At 63.7% G+C, this 18704-nt stretch carries 15 protein-coding genes and 2 pseudogenes; 10 read left to right on the forward strand and 7 right to left on the reverse strand.

Features of this window, described 5'->3' with window-relative positions:
• Positions 1–6: 6 nt before the first annotated feature.
• Entirely contained in the window at positions 7–495 is a 489-nt protein-coding gene (locus OVA00_RS18750) for a hypothetical protein (protein WP_034804913.1), read from the reverse strand.
• Between the two features lie 571 nt (positions 496–1066).
• Between OVA00_RS18750 and OVA00_RS18755 the strand changes: the two genes are divergently transcribed.
• The 4 genes and pseudogenes from OVA00_RS18755 (at position 1067) to dnaJ (ending at position 7491) form a co-directional block, all read left to right on the forward strand.
• Positions 1067–1417, forward strand: coding sequence for a hypothetical protein (locus OVA00_RS18755; RefSeq protein WP_268089450.1), 351 nt, complete (start codon positions 1067–1069; stop codon positions 1415–1417).
• A gap of 236 nt (positions 1418–1653) precedes the next feature.
• The gene (locus tag OVA00_RS18760) at positions 1654–3924 is read left to right on the forward strand and encodes a transglycosylase domain-containing protein (protein ID WP_112977002.1); all 2271 of its coding nucleotides are present in this window, start codon (positions 1654–1656) and stop codon (positions 3922–3924) included.
• A gap of 261 nt (positions 3925–4185) precedes the next feature.
• Positions 4186–6109: pseudogene (gene dnaK / locus OVA00_RS18765) on the forward strand (molecular chaperone DnaK).
• A gap of 251 nt (positions 6110–6360) precedes the next feature.
• The gene (gene dnaJ / locus OVA00_RS18770; protein ID WP_034804924.1) at positions 6361–7491 is read left to right on the forward strand and encodes a molecular chaperone DnaJ; all 1131 of its coding nucleotides are present in this window, start codon (positions 6361–6363) and stop codon (positions 7489–7491) included.
• A 63-nt stretch (positions 7492–7554) separates the two neighbouring features.
• Here dnaJ and OVA00_RS18775 read toward each other — a convergent pair.
• The 3 genes and pseudogenes from OVA00_RS18775 to OVA00_RS18785 all read right to left on the reverse strand — a co-directional run bounded on the left by OVA00_RS18775 (position 7555) and on the right by OVA00_RS18785 (position 10044).
• Positions 7555–8450 (reverse strand): annotated as a pseudogene (locus tag OVA00_RS18775) (DUF2182 domain-containing protein).
• Between the two features lie 5 nt (positions 8451–8455).
• Positions 8456–9091 (reverse strand): DUF1326 domain-containing protein, encoded by a 636-nt coding sequence (locus tag OVA00_RS18780; protein WP_034804927.1) that lies wholly within the window; start codon positions 9089–9091, stop codon positions 8456–8458.
• A gap of 203 nt (positions 9092–9294) precedes the next feature.
• Complete coding sequence (locus OVA00_RS18785; protein WP_034805296.1) at positions 9295–10044, reverse strand: SDR family oxidoreductase; 750 nt, start codon at positions 10042–10044, stop codon at positions 9295–9297.
• A gap of 133 nt (positions 10045–10177) precedes the next feature.
• Here OVA00_RS18785 and OVA00_RS18790 point away from each other — a divergent pair, with 133 nt between their 5' ends.
• A complete protein-coding gene (locus tag OVA00_RS18790; protein ID WP_268089451.1) occupies positions 10178–11077 on the forward strand; it encodes a LysR family transcriptional regulator in 900 nt (299 codons plus the stop codon).
• Between the two features lie 140 nt (positions 11078–11217).
• Positions 11218–12606 (forward strand): serine hydrolase, encoded by a 1389-nt coding sequence (locus OVA00_RS18795; RefSeq protein ID WP_218685120.1) that lies wholly within the window; start codon positions 11218–11220, stop codon positions 12604–12606.
• A gap of 49 nt (positions 12607–12655) precedes the next feature.
• Here OVA00_RS18795 and OVA00_RS18800 read toward each other — a convergent pair whose 3' ends face one another.
• On the reverse strand, positions 12656–13660 hold the full coding sequence (locus OVA00_RS18800) for an inorganic phosphate transporter (RefSeq protein WP_034804933.1): 1005 nt from the start codon (positions 13658–13660) through the stop codon (positions 12656–12658).
• Entirely contained in the window at positions 13660–14304 is a 645-nt protein-coding gene (locus OVA00_RS18805; RefSeq protein ID WP_043622835.1) for a DUF47 domain-containing protein, read from the reverse strand. The genes OVA00_RS18800 and OVA00_RS18805 overlap by 1 nt, the downstream gene beginning before the upstream one ends.
• Positions 14305–14507: 203 nt before the next feature.
• On the opposite strand from OVA00_RS18805, the gene recF reads away from it, so the two are divergent.
• Genes recF through OVA00_RS18820 form a run of 3 tightly spaced genes read left to right on the forward strand, consistent with a single transcriptional unit; the run spans position 14508 to position 16899 of the window.
• Positions 14508–15632 (forward strand): DNA replication/repair protein RecF, encoded by a 1125-nt coding sequence (gene recF / locus OVA00_RS18810; protein ID WP_060580671.1) that lies wholly within the window; start codon positions 14508–14510, stop codon positions 15630–15632.
• Positions 15633–15659: 27 nt separating this feature from the next.
• Positions 15660–16421, forward strand: coding sequence for a molybdopterin-synthase adenylyltransferase MoeB (locus tag OVA00_RS18815; RefSeq protein WP_034804936.1), 762 nt, complete (start codon positions 15660–15662; stop codon positions 16419–16421).
• A 10-nt stretch (positions 16422–16431) separates the two neighbouring features.
• A complete protein-coding gene (locus tag OVA00_RS18820) occupies positions 16432–16899 on the forward strand; it encodes a GNAT family N-acetyltransferase (protein WP_268090343.1) in 468 nt (155 codons plus the stop codon).
• A gap of 48 nt (positions 16900–16947) precedes the next feature.
• Here OVA00_RS18820 and OVA00_RS18825 read toward each other — a convergent pair whose 3' ends face one another.
• Positions 16948–17952: a 2-hydroxyacid dehydrogenase gene (locus OVA00_RS18825; protein ID WP_268089452.1), complete on the reverse strand. Its 1005-nt coding sequence runs from the start codon at positions 17950–17952 to the stop codon at positions 16948–16950.
• Positions 17953–18134: 182 nt separating this feature from the next.
• Between OVA00_RS18825 and OVA00_RS18830 the strand changes: the two genes are divergently transcribed.
• Complete coding sequence (locus tag OVA00_RS18830; RefSeq protein WP_034804952.1) at positions 18135–18686, forward strand: SH3 domain-containing protein; 552 nt, start codon at positions 18135–18137, stop codon at positions 18684–18686.
• Positions 18687–18704: the final 18 nt, after the last annotated feature.

Raw genomic sequence — 18704 nt, forward strand, 5'->3', positions numbered from 1 at the left:
CGGATATCAGGGCGCGTTGCAGACAGTGGGCAGCGCCTGCTCGAGCGGCCCCTTCACCTCGTGCAGGCGCGCCGCTTCGATCTGGTAGGGTGTAAACGGCGGCACCTGCAGCGACGGATTGATGATGCGGGCGACATAGCAGCCGGCGAAGAACCGCACCCGCCCCCGCTTCTCGATCGATTTCACCGCGACGGGAACGGCGGAATAGATGCTGCCCGCCCCGGCCTCCGTCTTCACCTTGCCGACCTTGATCTCGACAGACACCGTGCGCTCATAGCCGCGGGTGAAGGCCTTGAAGCCGCCGACGGGTTTCGATTCGCCGAAATAACCATAGGCGCGGGCATATTCCTTGCGGTTGACGGCGTTGTAGAGCGAGCGGACGAGCGCGGCCCCATCGGACCGGTCATCGACATAGGCGACGCTGTCCTGCGCCAGAGCTTCGCCATTCAAGGCTGCAAATGCGCCGAGGGCAAAGACGGTGGATCGAAGCTTCATGGCAGTCCTCCTTTGTCGTGCGGGCAGCCGAACACAACAATGAGGCGAAGTCCATAGCAGGATTCGCGAGTGGATCGATAACGACATCGGCCAGCCACCGTTCGGCGCGGCACCGGCGATCCGTTTGACCTCAGCAAATTTGGGAGGCGGTGGGCGGCGTCACGCCGATGAACAGAAAGCCGCGGGCGTAAGCGCAAAATGAAAAGAGCCCCGTGTGGGAGGAGGTACACGGGGCTCTCGAACTTGATCGGCAGCTGGGAGGAGGAGTGCCGCCGATCCGCATCGGGCGCCGCGGGAGGAGGTGCAGCGCTTCGATAAGTCGTATAATAGTTATGCGCCGCAACAATTTCAAGACATCATTTTGCACTGCACAAAATCGTGAAGGAAAGGCAGGGCCAAAGGCATCGTCCCTGACGTCGGATCGCGGATGGTGCATCCGGAGGACCGCCGCGACCGATAACCTCATAGAAACCACAACTACTGATGGCAGGTTCCTTTTGTTCAGCTTTTTCGACATACATCTACGTGTAAGCCAAGAATAAATTTTCACTCAGTAATTGCAGGCGCTCAAATGAAATTGCTGCTCCAGATTCCGACCGCCCTCATCGTTGTCCTGATTATTGCGACCTGGCTTGCCAGCCTCCGTCTCGTGGTGCTGCCGCCCGGCTCCCTCAAGCTCAAAGCGATGACGGCCCTCGTTTATCAGGGACATGGCTTCCGTCTGATCGACAGCCCGCTCGGCATGTGCGGCCGTCGGGCCTTCCCGGCCGCCGACTGCGAGGAGGTGGCCATGAACCATCTGGGCAAGCGGGTGCTGCTGCGGATGCCTTTCAGCCAATGGCTCTACGATTTCACCGATCCCTATCCGGTGAGCCCCACGGCATCGGTCGAAGAGACTCCGCTTCGAAACGCCATCCAGTGAGAACCGGCGAGCACAGGCTCGGACCTGGAGGCGCATGCGCGCCTCAGCGTCAAGGTTTTGAACCATCAGGCTTTTTCACAACGACTTTCTTAACCACCCCTTAAATTGCCGCATTTAAAGTTCACCCGGTCGCCGTGGCGGATGGGCGTGGGACGCCGTTACCGCCGTCGAAATCGATTGGCCGCAACGATAGCGCCAAGGGCCACCGCTGGGCGGTGAGGGATAGATCAAACGGCATGGCAGCAAGCGGCAGGTCAGGACAGCGGATCGAGCCCTCGTTCGGCGGAAACGAGGACGATGACGACGACGATTTTCGCGTCGAGGCCAGCGACCGCGTGACCACGGGCCGCAAGGCGCCACGCGGCAAATCTTCCGGCCAGACCAACAGGAGCAGCGGCAAGAAGAAGCCAGCCGGCAAGCGCGGCGGCGGCCGTCGCGGCTCCGGTGGCGGTGGCTTGGTCGGCCTTGTCCGCACGCTGTTCTACTGGTGCATCGTGCTCGGCATCTGGGGCGCGATGGGCGTCGGCGGCCTGGTGCTCTACTATGGCGCGCGCATGCCGAGCGCCGAAAGCTGGTCGATCCCCGATCGCCCGCCGAACGTGAAGATCCTTGCCGTCAGCGGCGACATCATCGCTAACCGCGGCACCACGGGCGGCGAAGCGCTTTCGCTCGAAAACATGTCGCCCTATATCCCGCAGGCAGTCATCGCCATCGAAGACCGGCGCTTCTACTCCCATTTCGGCATCGACCCCTTAGGTCTGGCCCGCGCCATGCTGACGAACGTCACTACGGGCCGCATGGTCCAGGGCGGCTCGACGCTGACGCAGCAGCTCGCCAAGAACCTGTTCCTGTCGCCGGAGCGCACGCTGGAGCGCAAGGTGCAGGAAGTCTTGCTCGCCTTCTGGCTCGAGCAGAAATATTCCAAGGACCAGATCCTGGCGATGTATCTCAACCGGGTGTTCTTCGGCTCCAACGCCTATGGCGTCGAAGCGGCCTCGCGGCGCTACTTCAACAAGTCGGCACGCGACGTGAACCTCGGCGAGGCGGCCCTGCTCGCGGGCTTGCTCAAGGCCCCTTCGCGGCTCTCGCCGGCGCGTGATCCGAAGGCGGCGGAAGAGCGCGCCCAGATCGTGCTGGGCGCGATGCGCGAGGAAGGCTTCGTCACCGACAGCGAGATCAAGACGGCGATGTCGCAGACGCCGACCAAGGCCAAGAGCTACTGGTCGGGCGCCGAGCATTATGTCGCCGACATGGTGATGGACCAGCTTCCGGGCATGATCGGCGAGATCAAGGAAGACCTGGTCATCGACACGACGATCGACCTCAATCTCGAGAAGAAGGCCGAGGAAGTGATTGCCGCGACGCTGGACGCCGACGGCAAGAAGCTCGACGCCTCGCAGGCCGCCCTCGTCTCGGTCGACGGCACCGGCGCCATCCGGGCGCTCGTCGGCGGCAAGGACTATGCCGAGAGCCAGTTCGACCGCGCCTCCAAGGCCAAGCGCCAGCCGGGCTCGGCCTTCAAGCCCTTCGTTTATGCCGCGGCCATGGAGATCGGCCGCACGCCGATGTCGATCCGCAATGACGGTCCGGTTCGGATCGGCAACTGGACGCCGGAGAATTACGACCAGAAATATCGCGGCGAGGTGACGCTTGCCGATGCGCTCGCCAACTCGCTGAACACGATCGCAGCCCAGCTGGTCATGGAGGTCGGTCCTTCCAACGTCGTCAAGGTCGCGCACCGCCTCGGTATCGATTCCGAGATGCAGGCAAACGCCTCGATCGCGCTCGGGACGTCGGAAGTGAGCCTCGTCGAACTGACGTCGGCCTATGCCCCCTTCATGAATGGCGGCTTCAAGGCGACGCCGCACGTGATCCGCCGCATTTCCAAGGCGGACGGAACGGTGCTCTACGAAAACACCTACGACAACCCGCCGCGTGTGCTCGATCCGGCGATCGTCAGCGAGATGAACCAGATGCTGCTGCGGGTGCTGACCAAGGGCACCGGCAAGAAGGCGCAACTGAAAGGCTGGGAAGCGGCCGGCAAGACCGGCACGACGCAGTCCTTCCGCGACGCGCTGTTCGTCGGCTACACCTCGAATCTCACGACCGGCGTCTGGTTCGGCAACGACGACGGCAAGTCGATGAAGAAGGTCACCGGCGGCGGCCTGCCGGCCAAGGCCTGGCACGATTTCATGATGGCGGCCCACGAAGGGCTTTCGCCCTCGCCGCTGTTCGGGACGACCGGCGTGCAGCCGGTCTTCGACGACGGCACCGCGCCGCCCCCCGGCGACCTGATGTCCGGGGACCCGGAAGCCTTCCCGGAAGCACCCGTCGGCGTCGATGGCGGAGTCGCGGTCGGGCAGCGTCCGGTCGACCAGGGCGGCGCCCCGTGGGGCGGCCAGACGGCGGACCAAGGCAACGGCGGCATGGTACCGCCGGCCGATGTCGGCCAGACGACCGGGGCCACGCGCCGCACCACGCTTTTCGATATTCTGACCGGCGGCTGAGCCGCCCGTGAACCTCGATTTGACAGGGGATCCGGCCTGTAGGCAGGCTGCGGCCGATGGCCCATTTCGGGCTAGACAAATCCCGGGCTTGCTTTTGCCCCCAAACGCCCCGCAGAATGCCTTGCAGTCCGAAACGCCGGTCCTTATATACGCCGCATCGGCGCAGTCTAAGCTGCGAAGAAATCCAAAGACCATCCCGTTAGGGGCTGTCTCACGAATGCCTGACCGGGTTCCGACAGTCCGCTGCAAGGAGAGAACGACATGGCTAAAGTTATTGGTATTGACCTGGGAACGACCAACTCCTGCGTCGCCGTCATGGACGGTAAAGACGCGAAGGTGATCGAAAATGCCGAGGGTGCGCGCACGACCCCCTCGATGGTGGCATTCAGCGAAGACGGCGAGCGTCTCGTTGGCCAGCCGGCCAAGCGCCAGGCTGTCACCAATCCGGAAAACACGCTTTTTGCGATCAAGCGCCTGATCTGGCCGGACCTTCCAGGACCCGACCACGCAAAAAGACAAGGACATGGTTCCTTACAAGATTACCAAGGCCGACAATGGCGACGCCTGGGTCGAAGCGCACGGCACGGATTACTCCCCGTCGCAGATCTCCGCCATGATCCTTCAGAAGATGAAGGAAACGGCCGAATCCTACCTCGGTGAAAAGGTCGAGAAGGCCGTCATCACCGTTCCGGCCTACTTCAACGACGCCCAGCGCCAGGCAACCAAGGATGCCGGCAAGATCGCCGGTCTCGAAGTTCTGCGCATCATCAACGAGCCTACCGCGGCAGCGCTCGCCTACGGCCTCGACAAGAAGGACGGCAAGACGATCGCCGTTTACGACTTGGGTGGTGGTACCTTCGATATCTCGGTTCTCGAAATCGGCGACGGCGTCTTCGAAGTGAAGTCGACCAACGGCGACACCTTCCTCGGTGGCGAAGACTTCGACATGCGTCTCGTCCAGTACCTCGCCGGCGAGTTCAAGAAGGAACAGGGCATCGACCTGAAGAACGACAAGCTCGCTCTTCAGCGCCTGAAGGAAGCCGCTGAAAAGGCCAAGATCGAGCTGTCCTCGTCGCAGCAGACCGAAATCAACCTGCCCTTCATCACGGCTGACGCTTCCGGTCCGAAGCACCTGACGATGAAGCTGACCCGCGCCAAGTTCGAAGCGCTTGTCGACGACCTGATCCAGCGCACCGTCGCGCCGTGCAAGGCAGCCCTCAAGGATGCCGGCGTCTCGGCTGCCGAGATCGACGAAGTCGTTCTCGTCGGTGGCATGAGCCGCATGCCGAAGGTGCAGGAAACCGTCAAGCAGCTGTTCGGCAAGGAGCCGCACAAGGGCGTGAACCCGGATGAAGTGGTCGCCATGGGCGCCGCCATCCAGGCCGGCGTTCTGCAGGGCGACGTCAAGGACGTTCTCCTGCTCGACGTCACCCCGCTGTCGCTCGGCATCGAAACGCTCGGTGGCGTCTTCACCCGCCTGATCGAACGCAACACGACGATCCCGACCAAGAAGTCGCAGACCTTCTCGACCGCCGACGACAACCAGTCGGCCGTGACGATCCGCGTCTCCCAGGGCGAGCGTGAAATGGCTGCAGACAACAAGCTGCTCGGCCAGTTCGACCTCGTCGGCATTCCGCCGGCACCGCGCGGCATGCCGCAGATCGAAGTGACCTTCGACATCGATGCCAACGGCATCGTGCAGGTTTCGGCCAAGGACAAAGGCACCGGCAAGGAACACCAGATCCGCATCCAGGCATCTGGCGGCCTCTCCGACGCCGACATCGAAAAGATGGTCAAGGACGCCGAAGCCAACGCTGAAGTCGACAAGAAGCGTCGCGAAGGCGTGGAAGCCAAGAACCAGGCCGAAAGCCTGATCCACTCCAGCGAGAAGTCGCTGAAGGATTACGGCGACAAGGTTTCGGAAACGGACCGCAAGGCGATCTCCGACGCGATTGCCGCGCTGAAGACCGCCGTCGAAGCCTCCGAGCCGGACGCCGAAGACATCAAGGCCAAGACCAACACGCTCATGGAAGTTTCCATGAAGCTCGGCCAGGCGATCTACGAAGCGCAGCAGACGGAAGCCGCTCATGCGGATGCCGCCGCCGACGCTGCCCGTGACGGCGATGTCGTCGATGCCGACTACGAAGAAGTCAACGACGAAGACGATCGCAAGCGTTCGGCCTAAGTCGCCCTTCAAACAGACGGAAAAGCCCGGGTTCGCCCGGGCTTTTTTGTTGCCGGTCTCGCCCGTCAGGGCCTGCAATATCGGCGATCGGCACTGTGACTTGCCGCAAACGTACCTTTTCCGACAAAAAACCGTATCTACCGCCGTTCGGGCTATGGTATCGCGCTTCAAGGTTTACTAAATCGGTGGCAAGGTAAACGGGCAGCCGCCGAGCCATCGCGCTGGCTTGCCAACAGGATAATCTTCTACGAATGAAACGTGATCTCTACGAAACGCTTGGTGTTGCCAAGAACGCCGACGAAAAGGAGCTGAAGAGCGCCTTCCGCAAGCTCGCGATGAAGTATCATCCGGACAAGAACCCCGGCGACGCGGCAGCGGAGAAGACCTTCAAGGAAATCAACGAAGCCTACGAGATGCTCAAGGACCCGCAGAAGCGGGCGGCCTATGACCGCTACGGTCATGCGGCTTTCGAGCAGGGCGGCATGGGCAACGGCTTCGGCGGCGGTGGCGCCGGCGGTTTCTCCGACATCTTCGAAGACATCTTCGGCGAGATGATGGGCGGCGGGCGCCAGCGGCGCTCATCGGGCGGCCGCGAGCGCGGCGCCGATCTTCGCTACAACATGGAGATCTCGCTCGAGGAAGCCTTCGGCGGCAAAACGGCGCAGATCCGCGTTCCGACCTCGATCACCTGCGACGTCTGCACCGGCTCCGGCGCCAAGCCGGGCACCAGCCCCAAGACCTGCGGCACCTGCCACGGCTCCGGCCGCGTGCGCGCCGCTCAAGGCTTCTTCTCGATCGAACGCACCTGCCCCACCTGCGGCGGGCGCGGTCAGACGATCACCGACCCCTGCGGCAAGTGCCACGGCCAGGGCCGGGTCACCGAAGAGCGCACCCTCTCGGTCAACATTCCGGCGGGCATCGAGGACGGCACGCGCATCCGCCTTTCGGGCGAAGGCGAAGCCGGCCTTCGCGGCGGACCGTCGGGCGACCTCTACATCTTCCTTTCGGTCAGGCCGCATGAGTTCTACCAGCGCGACGGCGCCGATCTCTATTGCAGCGTGCCGATCTCGATGACGACGGCTGCCCTTGGCGGCAAGTTCGACGTGACGACACTCGACGGTACCAAGTCGCGCGTCACGGTTCCCGAGGGCACCCAGGCCGGCAAGCAGTTCCGCTTGAAGGGCAAGGGCATGCCGGTGCTGCGCTCGGCGCAATCGGGCGACCTCTACATCCAGATCCAGATCGAAACGCCGCAGAAGCTGACCAAGCGCCAGCGCGAACTGCTGCAGGAATTCGAGGAGATCTCCTCCAAGGACAACAATCCGGAATCGACCGGCTTCTTTGCCCGGATGAAGGATTTCTTCGATACGCTGAGCGACTAAGGCTTCAAGCCCGACGACTTCTACAGCGCCGCGCGCCGGAAACGGTTGCGCGGCGCTTCTATTTCAGAGCAAGGCCATGAGCTGCCACAGCCCGGCCAAAACGAGCGCTGCCCCAGCGATGCGAGACAGGATCCTGCCGCCGGGCACGACCTTCTCCGCCAGAACGAAGATGGCGATCGCGGCGATCCACAGCACGTTCATCACCCCGCCGACGAACAGCAGCGCCATCAGCGCCCAGCAGCAGCCGACGCAATAGAGCCCGTGCCGCACACCGAGGCCGAAGGCGCCGCCCGCTTCCCGACGAAAGCCGCCGTGGGACTGGATGAAAAGCAGCGGCGCCTGGCATTGGCTGAGACAGCGATCCTTGAGCGGCGTGAACTGGAACAGGCCGACAGCAGTCAGAACGATGCCGCTGAGGACCGCACTGGCGCTTGCAAGCGCCGGCGTGAGCAACAGGGCGCGATCGAGCAGCCATTGCCCGAGAACGGCGACGAGCGCGAACAGGATCCACGCCGACAGATAGCCGGCGGCAAAGAAACCGGTGGCGGCAAAGGGCTTGCCCTGTTGGGCGGCCTTGCGGCCGACACGGGCATAGAGCAGGATCATCGGCGTCGCCGACGGCACCATCATGCCGACCATCATTACGGCCCACATGACGAGGGCATAGGCGAAGGTCGTGGCGGACCAGGGAGCGGCAACCGCGCCCGCCATCGATGCCATGGCGCCCTGCTGTGCCCCCATGGTCATGGGCTTGTCCGCCGGCATGTCCATGGGCATATATCCATGTCCATGCCGGAGCCCATATCCATGCTGGCTGAAGGAGCCGGGGGAACAGCCATGTCCATGGCCGACGCCAGCCACAGGATGTAGAGCCAGCTGATCGCCGTCAGGGTGACCAGCGCCGCCACGACGATGACGCGGTCACGTCTAAGCAGGGTTTCGAGCGCTGTGTCTCCCATCGGCGTCAGTGGATCACGCCGCTTTCGGTCAAATGCATCCGGGCGAAATGGGCATGCGAATCCGCAAGCGCCAAAGTCAGCGGCCCTTTCGTATCGGCCCATCCGCGCCCGACTTCGCAAATGTCGTATTCGAAGCCATGGGGGAGATTGATGCGCGCCTGATGGGCGGCGCCGGTCACGGGATTGAGGATCGGCTCGCCGCGTGCGGCGATCCAGCCCGGCACGTTCAGCCGCGCCGTTCGGGCGCCAACATCAACCTCGAAATCGATCTCGGCAAAGACCGGATCGTGCATGGTTTCGAAGGTGGTTGCGAAGACCTGGAAGAAGGTCGCGCCGGGTTCGGTATCCTCGCCACTCATAATGCGCAGCAGCGCGCCGCGCTGTTCGTCCGATGCGCGGCTATCGACGATCGGCACCACCTGCCCCCTGCCCTCATGGATCGCGCCCGGCCAGGCGGCGATCAGGCCGCCGCGAAGCCCATCGAGCCGCGTGTCGCCGTGATAGCCTTCCTCGATCTCGAAGGCGCCGACAGCGCTGCAATGGCCTTGGGTCGGCAGAGCGTTGAACTGGCAGGGGCAGCCATAGGCGCAATTGCAATGAATGAACTCACGCCCCTTCATCATCCATCTGACACTCGTCATCGTCTCCTCCTGAGATCTGATCGGTGTTCGTCTCGCGGTTCCCCGCAAACGGATGCCTTTTATTAGAATAGAAAAATATACTCTTCTCCGCCGCCGATGCCAACGGCAGGCGATGGGCAAAGGCGGGAACACGACAGCGCCGCGGGTCGGTCGGACCCGCGGCGCTTGGGTGATCAGGTTTCGAGCTCTTTATCGGTGCCGTCCTAAAGCGTCGCCATGCCGCCATCGACGATCAGTTCGGCACCGACGGTAAAGGTGGCTTCGTCCGAAGCGAGGAAGACCACGGCCTTGGCGATCTCGCTCGCATCGCCGAAACGGCCAAGCGGGATCTGCGCGGCGATCGCATCGACCACTTGCTTGTTTTGTTCGGGCGTCGGGGCGTGGCCGTCATGGAGCGGCGTGCGGATTGGACCGGGGCTGACGGCATTGACCCGGATGCCGCGGCCGATGAGTTCGCCGGAGAGCGTGCGGGCCAGCGACAGCAGGCCCGCCTTGGTCAACGCATAGACGCTGGAGGTCGGCATGCCGATATGGGCGTTGATCGAGGTGTTGAGCACGACCGAGGCGCGCTTGGAGAACACGGGCAGCAGTGCCTGGATCAGGAAGTACGGGCCCTTGACGTTGATGGCGATCGACCGGTCGAAGCTTGCCTCGTCCCACTCTTCGATCGGCTGCAGCTTGGCGATGCCGGCATTGATGAACAGGATGTCGAGCGTGCCGAAGGCGGCACGGATCTTTTCGGCAACGGCCGCCTGGCCGGCGACATTGCCGGCATCGGCCTCGATGATGAGCGCAGCCTCGCCAAGAACGGATCGGGCTTCGGCGATGTTCTTCGGATTGGTGCCAGTGACTGCAACGCGCGCGCCTTCGGCAATGAACTGGCGGGCGGTTTCGAGACCGATGCCGCTGGTGCCGCCGGTGATGAGTGCCGTCTTGTTCTCCAAACGTGACATGATGAAATCCTCTTGCTGGGTTGAGAAGGAGGCCGGTTCGATTGGCCGTCCGTCGATGCCCACAGATATGGCGGAAAACGGTCGTTCGGATTAGTCTCCCAATCGTGGAACTCGAATTCGGAAAAGCCGAACGATGATGAAGATCGAAGGAATAGCTGCCTTTGTCGCCGTGGCCGAAGCCGGCTCGATCAGCGAGGCGGCACGTCGCCTGCGGCTGTCGAAATCCGTCGTCAGCGAAAGAGTGGCAGAACTGGAGCGCGGGCTCAACGCCACGCTTCTCCACCGCACCACACGCAAGCTGACGCTCACCGAGGATGGCATCGCGTTTCGCGAGCGCGCCATCCGGATTGTCAGCGAAGTGCAGGCGGCCGCCAGCGATCTTGCCGAACGCCGCGGGCTGCTGACGGGACCGCTTCGGATCGCGGCCCCCGTCAGCTTCGGCCGAAGGCATCTCGGCCCGGCGCTCTATCCGTTCCTGGCCCAACACCCGGAGATCGAGCTGACGCTTGACCTCGACGACCGACGGGTCGATGCCGCCTCCGAAGGCTACGACGCGATCGTGCGCCATGGCGCGATCGCCGACTCGCGGCTGGTCGTGTGGAAACTTGCGAGAAGCCGGCGCCTGCTGGTCGCCGCGCCCGACTACCTCGACCGGCACGGCACGCCCGCGTCGCTCGTCGAACTCGAGGGCCATCGCGGCATCTTCTACACCAACCGGGGTGCTGCCGACTGGCGCTTCGAAGGACCTGGCGGTGCGACAGTCGTACGGGCCCGCCTGGCGCTTGGCATGAACAATGGCGACATGTTGCACGATGCCGCCGTCGCCGGGCTCGGCATCGCGCTGTTGCCCGCCTTCATCGCCGGTCCGGCCGTGCGCGAGGGGCAACTGAACGAGATCGACGTCGGGCTCAGCCCGGAGCCGGAGTTCATCTACATGGCGCATCCGGAGGGCCGGCGCGCCTCCACCAAGCTCAGAGCCATCGCCCAGCACCTGAAGGAAGCCTTCGGCGATCCGCCCTATTGGGATCCGTGACGGCTCCGCAATCCCGGCACAATCGTTGCGGGCGACGGTATCGCGCCGATCGCCGATCAAGTCTTGACCAAGGCTTGACCGAAACCGGCTGGCATCATCAGCGCATCCCCTGACAACCGAAAATTGGATTCCTATCTTTCATGCGGAACCGCTTTCTGAACTGGATCGTCCTCATGGCGCTTGGCACCAACGCTCACGCAAGTCCGCTTCCCGCTCCCACCGACGCAGAAATTCAGGAGATCCTGGCCGACCGGATCGACAAGCAGCAGCAGTCGATCGGCATCGTCGTCGGTATCATCGATGCCAATGGCCGGCGCATCATCGCCCACGGCCATCCGGCCAAAGGTGACCCGCGCCCCGTCGACGGGCAGACCGTGTTCGAGATCGGCTCGGTCACCAAGGTCTTTACCGCGCTGCTGCTGGCCGACGCGATGGAGAAAGGCGCACTCAGCCTTGGCACACCCGTCGCCACGCTTCTTCCCGAGAGCGTGATCATGCCCGAGGACAAGCAGACGCCGATCACGCTCGGCGACCTCGCAACGCACATGTCCGGCCTGCCGCGATTGCCCAGCAATCTGGTGCCGGCCGACATGAGCAATCCCTATGCCGGCTACGACGCGGCGAAGCTCTATGCTTTCCTCTCCAGTCACAAGCCGCAGCGCCGCCCCGGCGTCGGGCATGAATACTCCAATCTCGGCGCCGGGCTTCTCGGCCACGCGATCGCCTTGAAGGCCGGGGTCTCCTATGAAGACCTCGTCGTCAGCCGTATCGCCGTTCCCCTCGGCATGAAGGACACGGCGATCACGCAGCAGCCCGACTGGGCCGAACGCCGGGCAACGGGCCACGATGCGGCCATGGAGCCGGTGAGCGATTGGGATCTCGACGCGCTGCAGGGTGCAGGCGCCCTGCGCTCGACCGTGGACGATCTCCTGCTTTTCCTTGAGGCGGCCATGGGAAAGACGGCATCGCCGCTCGCTCCCGCCTTCAGCACGCTGCTGTCGACCCGACAACCGCTCGGCAACGGCGATGGCGACCAGCAGGCGCTCGGCTGGGTCGTCTCGGGCAAGGGCGACGAGCAGTTCATCTGGCACAATGGGGGAACCGGCGGCTATAGATCCTTCGTCGGCTACCGTCCGTCGACGGGTGTCGGCGTGGTCGCCCTGTCGAATGCGTCGACCGACGTCGGCGTCGACGACATCGGCCGCCATCTGCTCAATCGCAACGCGCCGCTTGCGCCGCCGATCGTCAAGCGCACGGCCATAGTGATCGACCCGGCGCGCTATGATGCCTATGTCGGCACCTACAGGCTGGCGCCCGACTTCGAACTCACGATCTTTCGGGATGGCGATAGTCTGTTTGCCCAGGCGACCGGGCAGGACCGGCTCGAAATCCTTCCGGAGGCCGAGCACCGCTTCTTTACGAAGCTCATCGATGCCCAGATCAGCTTCACGCTCAAAGGCGACCGTGCCGAAAGCCTGACCTTGCACCAGGGTGGGCAGAGCAGCCCTGCGCCTCGGGTCTCGAAATGACGGGCGCCTCCCGCCTGCTTATGAGGGCGGGAGACGATTTCCAGATCGATCAGAACAGCAGATCGATGGTGAAGTAGGCGAGCGCCGAAATCGCCGCTGCGGCGGGCATGGTGATGAACCAGGCAATGACGATATTGCCGGCAAGCCCCCAGCGCACGGCCGAAACGCGACGCGCAGCACCAACGCCGATGATCGCTCCGGTGATGGTGTGCGTCGTCGAGACCGGGATGCCGAGCCAGGTGGCGGCAAAGAGCGTGATCGCTCCGCCGGTCTCGGCGCAGAAGCCCTGCATCGGATTGAGCCTGGTAATCTTCGAGCCCATGGTGTGGACGATGCGCCAACCGCCGAACAGCGTGCCGAGCGCGATCGCCGCCTGGCAGGTGATCACCACCCAGAACGGCACATAGAACTCCGAGCCGAGATAGCCTTGCGAGTAGAGCAGCACCGCGATGATGCCCATGGTCTTCTGCGCGTCGTTGCCGCCATGGCCGAGCGAATAGAGCGAGGCCGAGACGAACTGCATGACGCGGAAGGTGCGGTCGACGGCAAAGGGCGTCTGGCGCACGAAGATCCACGAAACGATCAGCACCAGCATGAGCGCCAGGAAAAAGCCGATCGCCGGCGACATGAAGATGGCGCCGACGGTCTTCAGGAGGCCGGTCCAGACGATGGAACTGAAACCGGTGCTGGCAAGACCGGCACCGACGAGGCCGCCGATCAGCGCGTGCGACGAACTCGACGGGATGCCGAAGAGCCAGGTGACGATGTTCCAGACGATCGCGCCGATCAGCGCCGAGAAGATCACCAGCGGCGTGACGATGCCGGGATCGATGATGCCCTTGCCCAGCGTCTCGGCCACGTGCAGGCCGAAGAACAGGAAGGCGATGAAGTTGAAGAAGGCCGCCCACATGACGGCATATTGCGGCCGGAGCACCCGTGTCGAGACGATCGTCGCGATCGAGTTGGCGGCGTCGTGCAGACCGTTCAGGAAGTCGAAGAACAGCGCGATGCCGATCAGCCCGACGAGCAACGGAAAGGCGAGCGTCGCATCCATCAGACGTTCTCGATCACGATGCCGCTGATTTCATTGGCGACGTCCTCGAAGCGGTCGACGACCTTTTCGAGCTCGCCATAGATCTCGCTGCCGATGATGTAGGCCATCGGATTGCTGGCGCCGTGGCGGCGGAACAGGTCCTTGAGGCCCTGTTCGTGCAGTTCGTCGGAACGGCCCTCGATGCGGGTGACCTCTTCGGCGATCGCGATCAGGCGGTCGTGATTGGCGCCGATCCTATCGAGCAGCGGAATGGCCTCGGCGATCAGGTGCGCGGCCTTGACGACCGTGGTGCCCATTTCTCGCATGCCGGGATCGAAGCTCTTCTGTTCGTAAAGGCGGATCGTCTTGACGGTCTTGTGCATCATGTCGATGGCATCATCCATCGACTGGATCAGATCCTTGATGTCGCCGCGGTCGAAGGGCGTGATAAAGGACCGGCGCACGGCCAGCAGCACCTCGGCGGTGATGTGGTCCGCCTCATCCTCGAGCGCGACGATCCGGTCGCAGTGTTTTTCCAGATCGTCGCCGCCAGCGAGAACCTTGTCGAGCGCATCGGCAGCACCGACGACGGTGCGCGAATGTTTTGCGAAGAGGTCGAAGAAGCGATCCTCGCGGGGAAGAAGTTTGCGGAACCAGGCCAGCATCACACGTATATCCATCTGTGGATTGTCATGCGGCTGTCATATTTCACTAGGTCCTTTATGAAAAGCACCGAATCAAAGGGGTTTGTCGCCTTTCCCCTGTCGATATCGGCCTATCTTGCACGATATGGCGACGCGCCCCATTTCGCCTTGCCTTGGCAGGCGCTTTCGTCCTAGCTGCGCCCAACGTCGAATCCGGACTGCCGATGCCAAACAAGGTCTTTCTCAACCGCCTGAAGCTTACGGAGTTCCGCAACTATGCGGCCCTCTCGCTTGAGCTCGATCAGCGCCATGTGGTGCTGACGGGGGAGAACGGCGCCGGCAAGACCAACCTCATGGAAGCCGTCTCTTTCCTTTCGCCCGGCCGCGGCCTCAGGCGCGCAGCCTATGCGGACGTGACCCGGGTCGGTGCCGGCGACGGGTTCTCGGTCTTTGCGGAAGTCGAGGGCATGGAGGGAACCGTCGAGATCGGCACCGGGACTGCCGGCGTCACGGAAGGGCAATCCCGGCGGCTGCGGCTGAATGGAACACCGGCAGCGACCGTCGACGAACTGACCGATCACCTGCGCGTCCTCTGGCTGACGCCATCGATGGATGGGCTCTTTACCGGGCCTTCGGCCGACCGGCGGCGTTTCCTCGATCGTCTTGTGCTGTCGCTCGATCCGGAGCACGGCCGTCGCGCCAGCGAATTCGACCGGGCGATGCGCAGCCGCAACCGGCTGCTCGGTGAATTCCGCCCGGACCCTTCCTGGCTGACGGCGATCGAAAAGGAGATGGCCGGTCTCGGCGTCTCCATGGCGCTGGCGCGGCAGGAAATGCTCGGTCTGTTGACGGCGCTGGTCGAGCGCACTGTCGATGAAAGCGTCTTTCCCTCGGCGCGCCTGGCGTTGTCGGGCTTTCTCGACGACGAGGGCCATCGTCCGGCCTATGATCTGGAAGAACAATATCTGACGATGCTGCGTGATGGGCGTCCGCGCGACGCCGCGGCGGGGCGCACGCTCGACGGGCCGCACCGGAGCGACCTGCTCGTGCGTCACCGCGAGAAGGACATGGAGGCAGCACGCTGCTCGACCGGGGAGCAGAAGGCGCTGCTCGTCGGCCTGGTGCTGGCGCATGCGCGCCTCGTCGGCGACATGACCGGCCACGCGCCGATCCTGCTGCTCGACGAGATCGCCGCCCATCTCGACGTCAACCGGCGCGCCGCTCTGTTCGATCTCGTCGACGGCCTTGGCGGCCAGGCCTTCATGACCGGGACGGACCAAGCGATGTTCGAGGCGCTGGGCGAACGCGGCCGCTTTCTGACGGTTTCGCACGGCAGTGTTACGGGATAAGCAGAGGTCACCGAGGAGGATTTTGCCATGACCGGTGAGAACAAGCTCGACCAATCGGAGATCACCCGCTACGCCCGCCATATCGTGCTGCCGGAGATCGGGGGTGCCGGGCAACAAAGGCTGAAGGCGGCCCGTGTGCTGGTGATCGGGGCCGGCGGGCTCGGCGCTCCAGTGCTCGTCTATCTTGCCGCCGCCGGCATCGGCCGGATCGGCATCGTCGACGACGATGCGGTCGCGCTTTCCAACCTGCAGCGGCAGATCATCCACCGCACTGAAGACATCGACCGCGCCAAGGTCGAGCGGGCCGCCGAGGCGATCACCGCCCTCAACCCGCATGTCGGCGTCGACGAACACAGGCTCAGGCTCAACCCCGACAATGCCGAGGCGCTTTTCCGGCAATATGACCTGGTGATCGACGGCTCGGACAATTTCGATACGCGCTATCTCGCCGCCGATACGGCGGCAGCGGTCGGCATTCCGCTGGTGACCGGCGCCGTCGGCCGCTTCGACGGATCGCTGACGGTGCTGATGCCCTACAGCGCCGGCGCCGATGGACGGCCGAACCCCTCCTATCGCGATCTCTTTCCCGAGCCGCCGCCGGCCGGTGTCGTGCCCTCCTGCGCGGAGGCCGGCATCGTCGGCGCGCTGACTGGCGTCATCGGCACCTTGCAGGCGATGGAGGCAATCAAGGTGATCGCCGGCTTCGGCGAACCGCTGGTCGGACGGCTGCTGATGTATGACGCGCTGACGGCACAGTTCAACACCATCCGCTATCGCCGCAGAGCATAGGCCGACCATGGTGCAGATCTTTCGCATCGACGAAGCATTCGACCGCTACGAGGAACTGCTGGCGCTGATCCTTGGCGCCTTCTCCTACATGGACGGGCGGATCGACCCGCCGTCGTCGGCGCATGCATTGAACATCGAGTTGCTCCGGCAGAAGATCGTTGACGAGATCGCCTTCGGCGTCCGCGACGGCGAAAGGCTCGTCGGCTGCATCTTCTGCAAACCGGAGGACGATTACCTCTATATCGGCAAGCTTGCCGTCGCGACTGAGACGCAAGGAAAGGGTATCGGTCGGCTGCTGCTCGCCGAAGCGGAGGCGACGGCGCGTGCCCTGAAGCTGCCGGCGCTGAGGCTTCTCACCCGCATCGAACTCATCGACAATCACCGAGCCTTTGCCGCCTGGGGTTTCGTCCAGAGCGGCACGATGTGCCATCCCGGTTTTACCCGGCCGACGGCGATCGAGATGCGCAAGACACTTTAGCTTCCGGGCTTGAGCGAACCGGATGGACGGCCGCACGGCGTTTCGCGTTCAGTCGCGGCCCGGAAGCACGCGGTCCGGTGGTCGGTGGCCATCGAAGAAGGTGCGGATGTTGATCACCACCTTCTCGCCCATGTCGATGCGGCCCTCAAGCGTCGCCGAGCTCATATGCGGCAGGAGCACGACCTTGCCCTCACCGGCAAGCTTGATCAGCTTCGGATTGACGACCGGCTCGTTCTCGAAGACGTCGAGGCCGGCGCCAGCGATCTTGCCTTCGCGCAGCGACTTGATCAGCGCCGTCTCGTCGACGATGCCGCCGCGGGCGGTGTTGACGATGTAGCTGTCCGGTCGCATCAGCGCCAATCGCCGTGCCGAGAGCAGGTGGTAGGTCGCCGGCGTCGACGGGCAGTTGACCGAGACGATATCGACGCGGGCAAGCATCTGGTCGAGGCTGTCCCAATAGGTCGCCTCCAGCATCTCTTCGGTTTCCGCCTTCACCCGGTGGCGGTTGTGGTAGTGGATCGAAAGGCCGAAGGCCTTGGCGCGGCGGGCGACAGCGGTGCCGATCCGGCCCATGCCGACGATGCCGATGCGCTTGCCGGCAATGCGCCGGCCGAGCATCCAGGTCGGCGACCAGCCAGCCCATTCGCCTTTGCGATCGGTCAGGATCTGCGCACCTTCGGCAAGCCGGCGCGGCACGGCGAGGATCAGCGCCATCGCCATGTCCGCGGTGTCTTCGGTCAACACGTTCGGCGTGTTGGTCACGGTGATACCCTTGCGGGCCGCAGCATCGACATCGATGTTGTCGACGCCGTTGGAAAAGCTTGCGATCAGCTTCAGCTGCGGGCCGGCCTGCTCGATCAGCGCCGCATCGATGCGATCGGTCACCGTCGGCACCAGCACGTCGGCGCGTTTCACCGCGGCAACGAGTTCCGGCTGGCTGCGCGGCGTGTCGTCGATGTTCAGCTCCGCATCGAAGAGCTCGCGCATGCGCGTCTCGACGATGTCAGGCAATTTGCGGGTGATGTAGACCGTGGGCTTCTTCTTGCTTGTCATTGCTGCGACGGGCCTTGTTGACGGGTCCTTAACCAAGTTGGGCGATACTTTCTCCCTGTAGCCGCAATTTCTACCAGACCCCACCGGGAAGACAAACAAAACTCGCGTCGTCGTCCCCGCGATTTCCGCCCGACCCATGGGCCTCAAGTGAACTGCGCCTGCAAAAGCTAGTGCCACGGAAAATGGGCTTCGTCATGCGTCACGTCATTTCCAGATTCTCGCTCTCGTTGATCGCCGCCTGCCTTGGCGCCGCGATCATGACGTCAGCGGCTTACGCTCAGGCCGCCAAGGGCGCCAGCGGGCTGCCGCTGCCGCGCTTCGTCAGCCTGAAGTCCAAGAGCGTCAATCTGCGGATCGGCCCGAGCGTCGATTACGCGGTCGCCTTCCGCTACATGAAGCCGGGCGTGCCGGTCGAGATCATTCAGGAATACGACAACTGGCGCCGCATCCGCGACGCCGACGGCACCGAAGGCTGGGTGAACCAGGCGCTGCTTTCCGGCGACCGCACAGCCGTTGCAGCCCCCTGGATGCGCGGCAAGGGCGAAGGCGTCTTCGTCAACATGCGCCGCGACGCGCAGGGCAATTCCCCGATCGTCGCCCGCATGGAGCCCGGTGTCATCGTGAAAGTCGGCGAGTGCAATGGCGACTGGTGCCATGCCGAAGCGCAAGGCGTCGAAGGCTGGATCGCCCAAGGCGAAATCTGGGGCGCCTATCCGGGCGAGGCCTTCAAGTAAGGCCGCGCCCGTCTTTAA

Origin of the sequence: Ensifer sp. SL37 (assembly GCF_026672675.1) — a bacterium.
GTDB lineage: Bacteria > Pseudomonadota > Alphaproteobacteria > Rhizobiales > Rhizobiaceae > Ensifer > Ensifer adhaerens.

What these genes read in the sequence shown, in the direction of transcription:
- OVA00_RS18750 (WP_034804913.1), bottom strand. Translation starts at nt 495, where the DNA reads ATGAAGCTTCGATCCACCGTCTTTGCCCTCGGCGCATTTGCAGCCTTG.
- OVA00_RS18755 (WP_268089450.1), top strand. Translation starts at nt 1,067, where the DNA reads ATGAAATTGCTGCTCCAGATTCCGACCGCCCTCATCGTTGTCCTGATT.
- OVA00_RS18760 (WP_112977002.1), top strand. Translation starts at nt 1,654, where the DNA reads ATGGCAGCAAGCGGCAGGTCAGGACAGCGGATCGAGCCCTCGTTCGGC.
- dnaJ (WP_034804924.1), top strand. Translation starts at nt 6,361, where the DNA reads ATGAAACGTGATCTCTACGAAACGCTTGGTGTTGCCAAGAACGCCGAC.
- OVA00_RS18780 (WP_034804927.1), bottom strand. Translation starts at nt 9,091, where the DNA reads ATGACGAGTGTCAGATGGATGATGAAGGGGCGTGAGTTCATTCATTGC.
- OVA00_RS18785 (WP_034805296.1), bottom strand. Translation starts at nt 10,044, where the DNA reads ATGTCACGTTTGGAGAACAAGACGGCACTCATCACCGGCGGCACCAGC.
- OVA00_RS18790 (WP_268089451.1), top strand. Translation starts at nt 10,178, where the DNA reads ATGATGAAGATCGAAGGAATAGCTGCCTTTGTCGCCGTGGCCGAAGCC.
- OVA00_RS18795 (WP_218685120.1), top strand. Translation starts at nt 11,218, where the DNA reads ATGCGGAACCGCTTTCTGAACTGGATCGTCCTCATGGCGCTTGGCACC.
- OVA00_RS18800 (WP_034804933.1), bottom strand. Translation starts at nt 13,660, where the DNA reads ATGGATGCGACGCTCGCCTTTCCGTTGCTCGTCGGGCTGATCGGCATC.
- OVA00_RS18805 (WP_043622835.1), bottom strand. Translation starts at nt 14,304, where the DNA reads ATGCTGGCCTGGTTCCGCAAACTTCTTCCCCGCGAGGATCGCTTCTTC.
- recF (WP_060580671.1), top strand. Translation starts at nt 14,508, where the DNA reads ATGCCAAACAAGGTCTTTCTCAACCGCCTGAAGCTTACGGAGTTCCGC.
- OVA00_RS18815 (WP_034804936.1), top strand. Translation starts at nt 15,660, where the DNA reads ATGACCGGTGAGAACAAGCTCGACCAATCGGAGATCACCCGCTACGCC.
- OVA00_RS18825 (WP_268089452.1), bottom strand. Translation starts at nt 17,952, where the DNA reads ATGACAAGCAAGAAGAAGCCCACGGTCTACATCACCCGCAAATTGCCT.
- OVA00_RS18830 (WP_034804952.1), top strand. Translation starts at nt 18,135, where the DNA reads ATGGGCTTCGTCATGCGTCACGTCATTTCCAGATTCTCGCTCTCGTTG.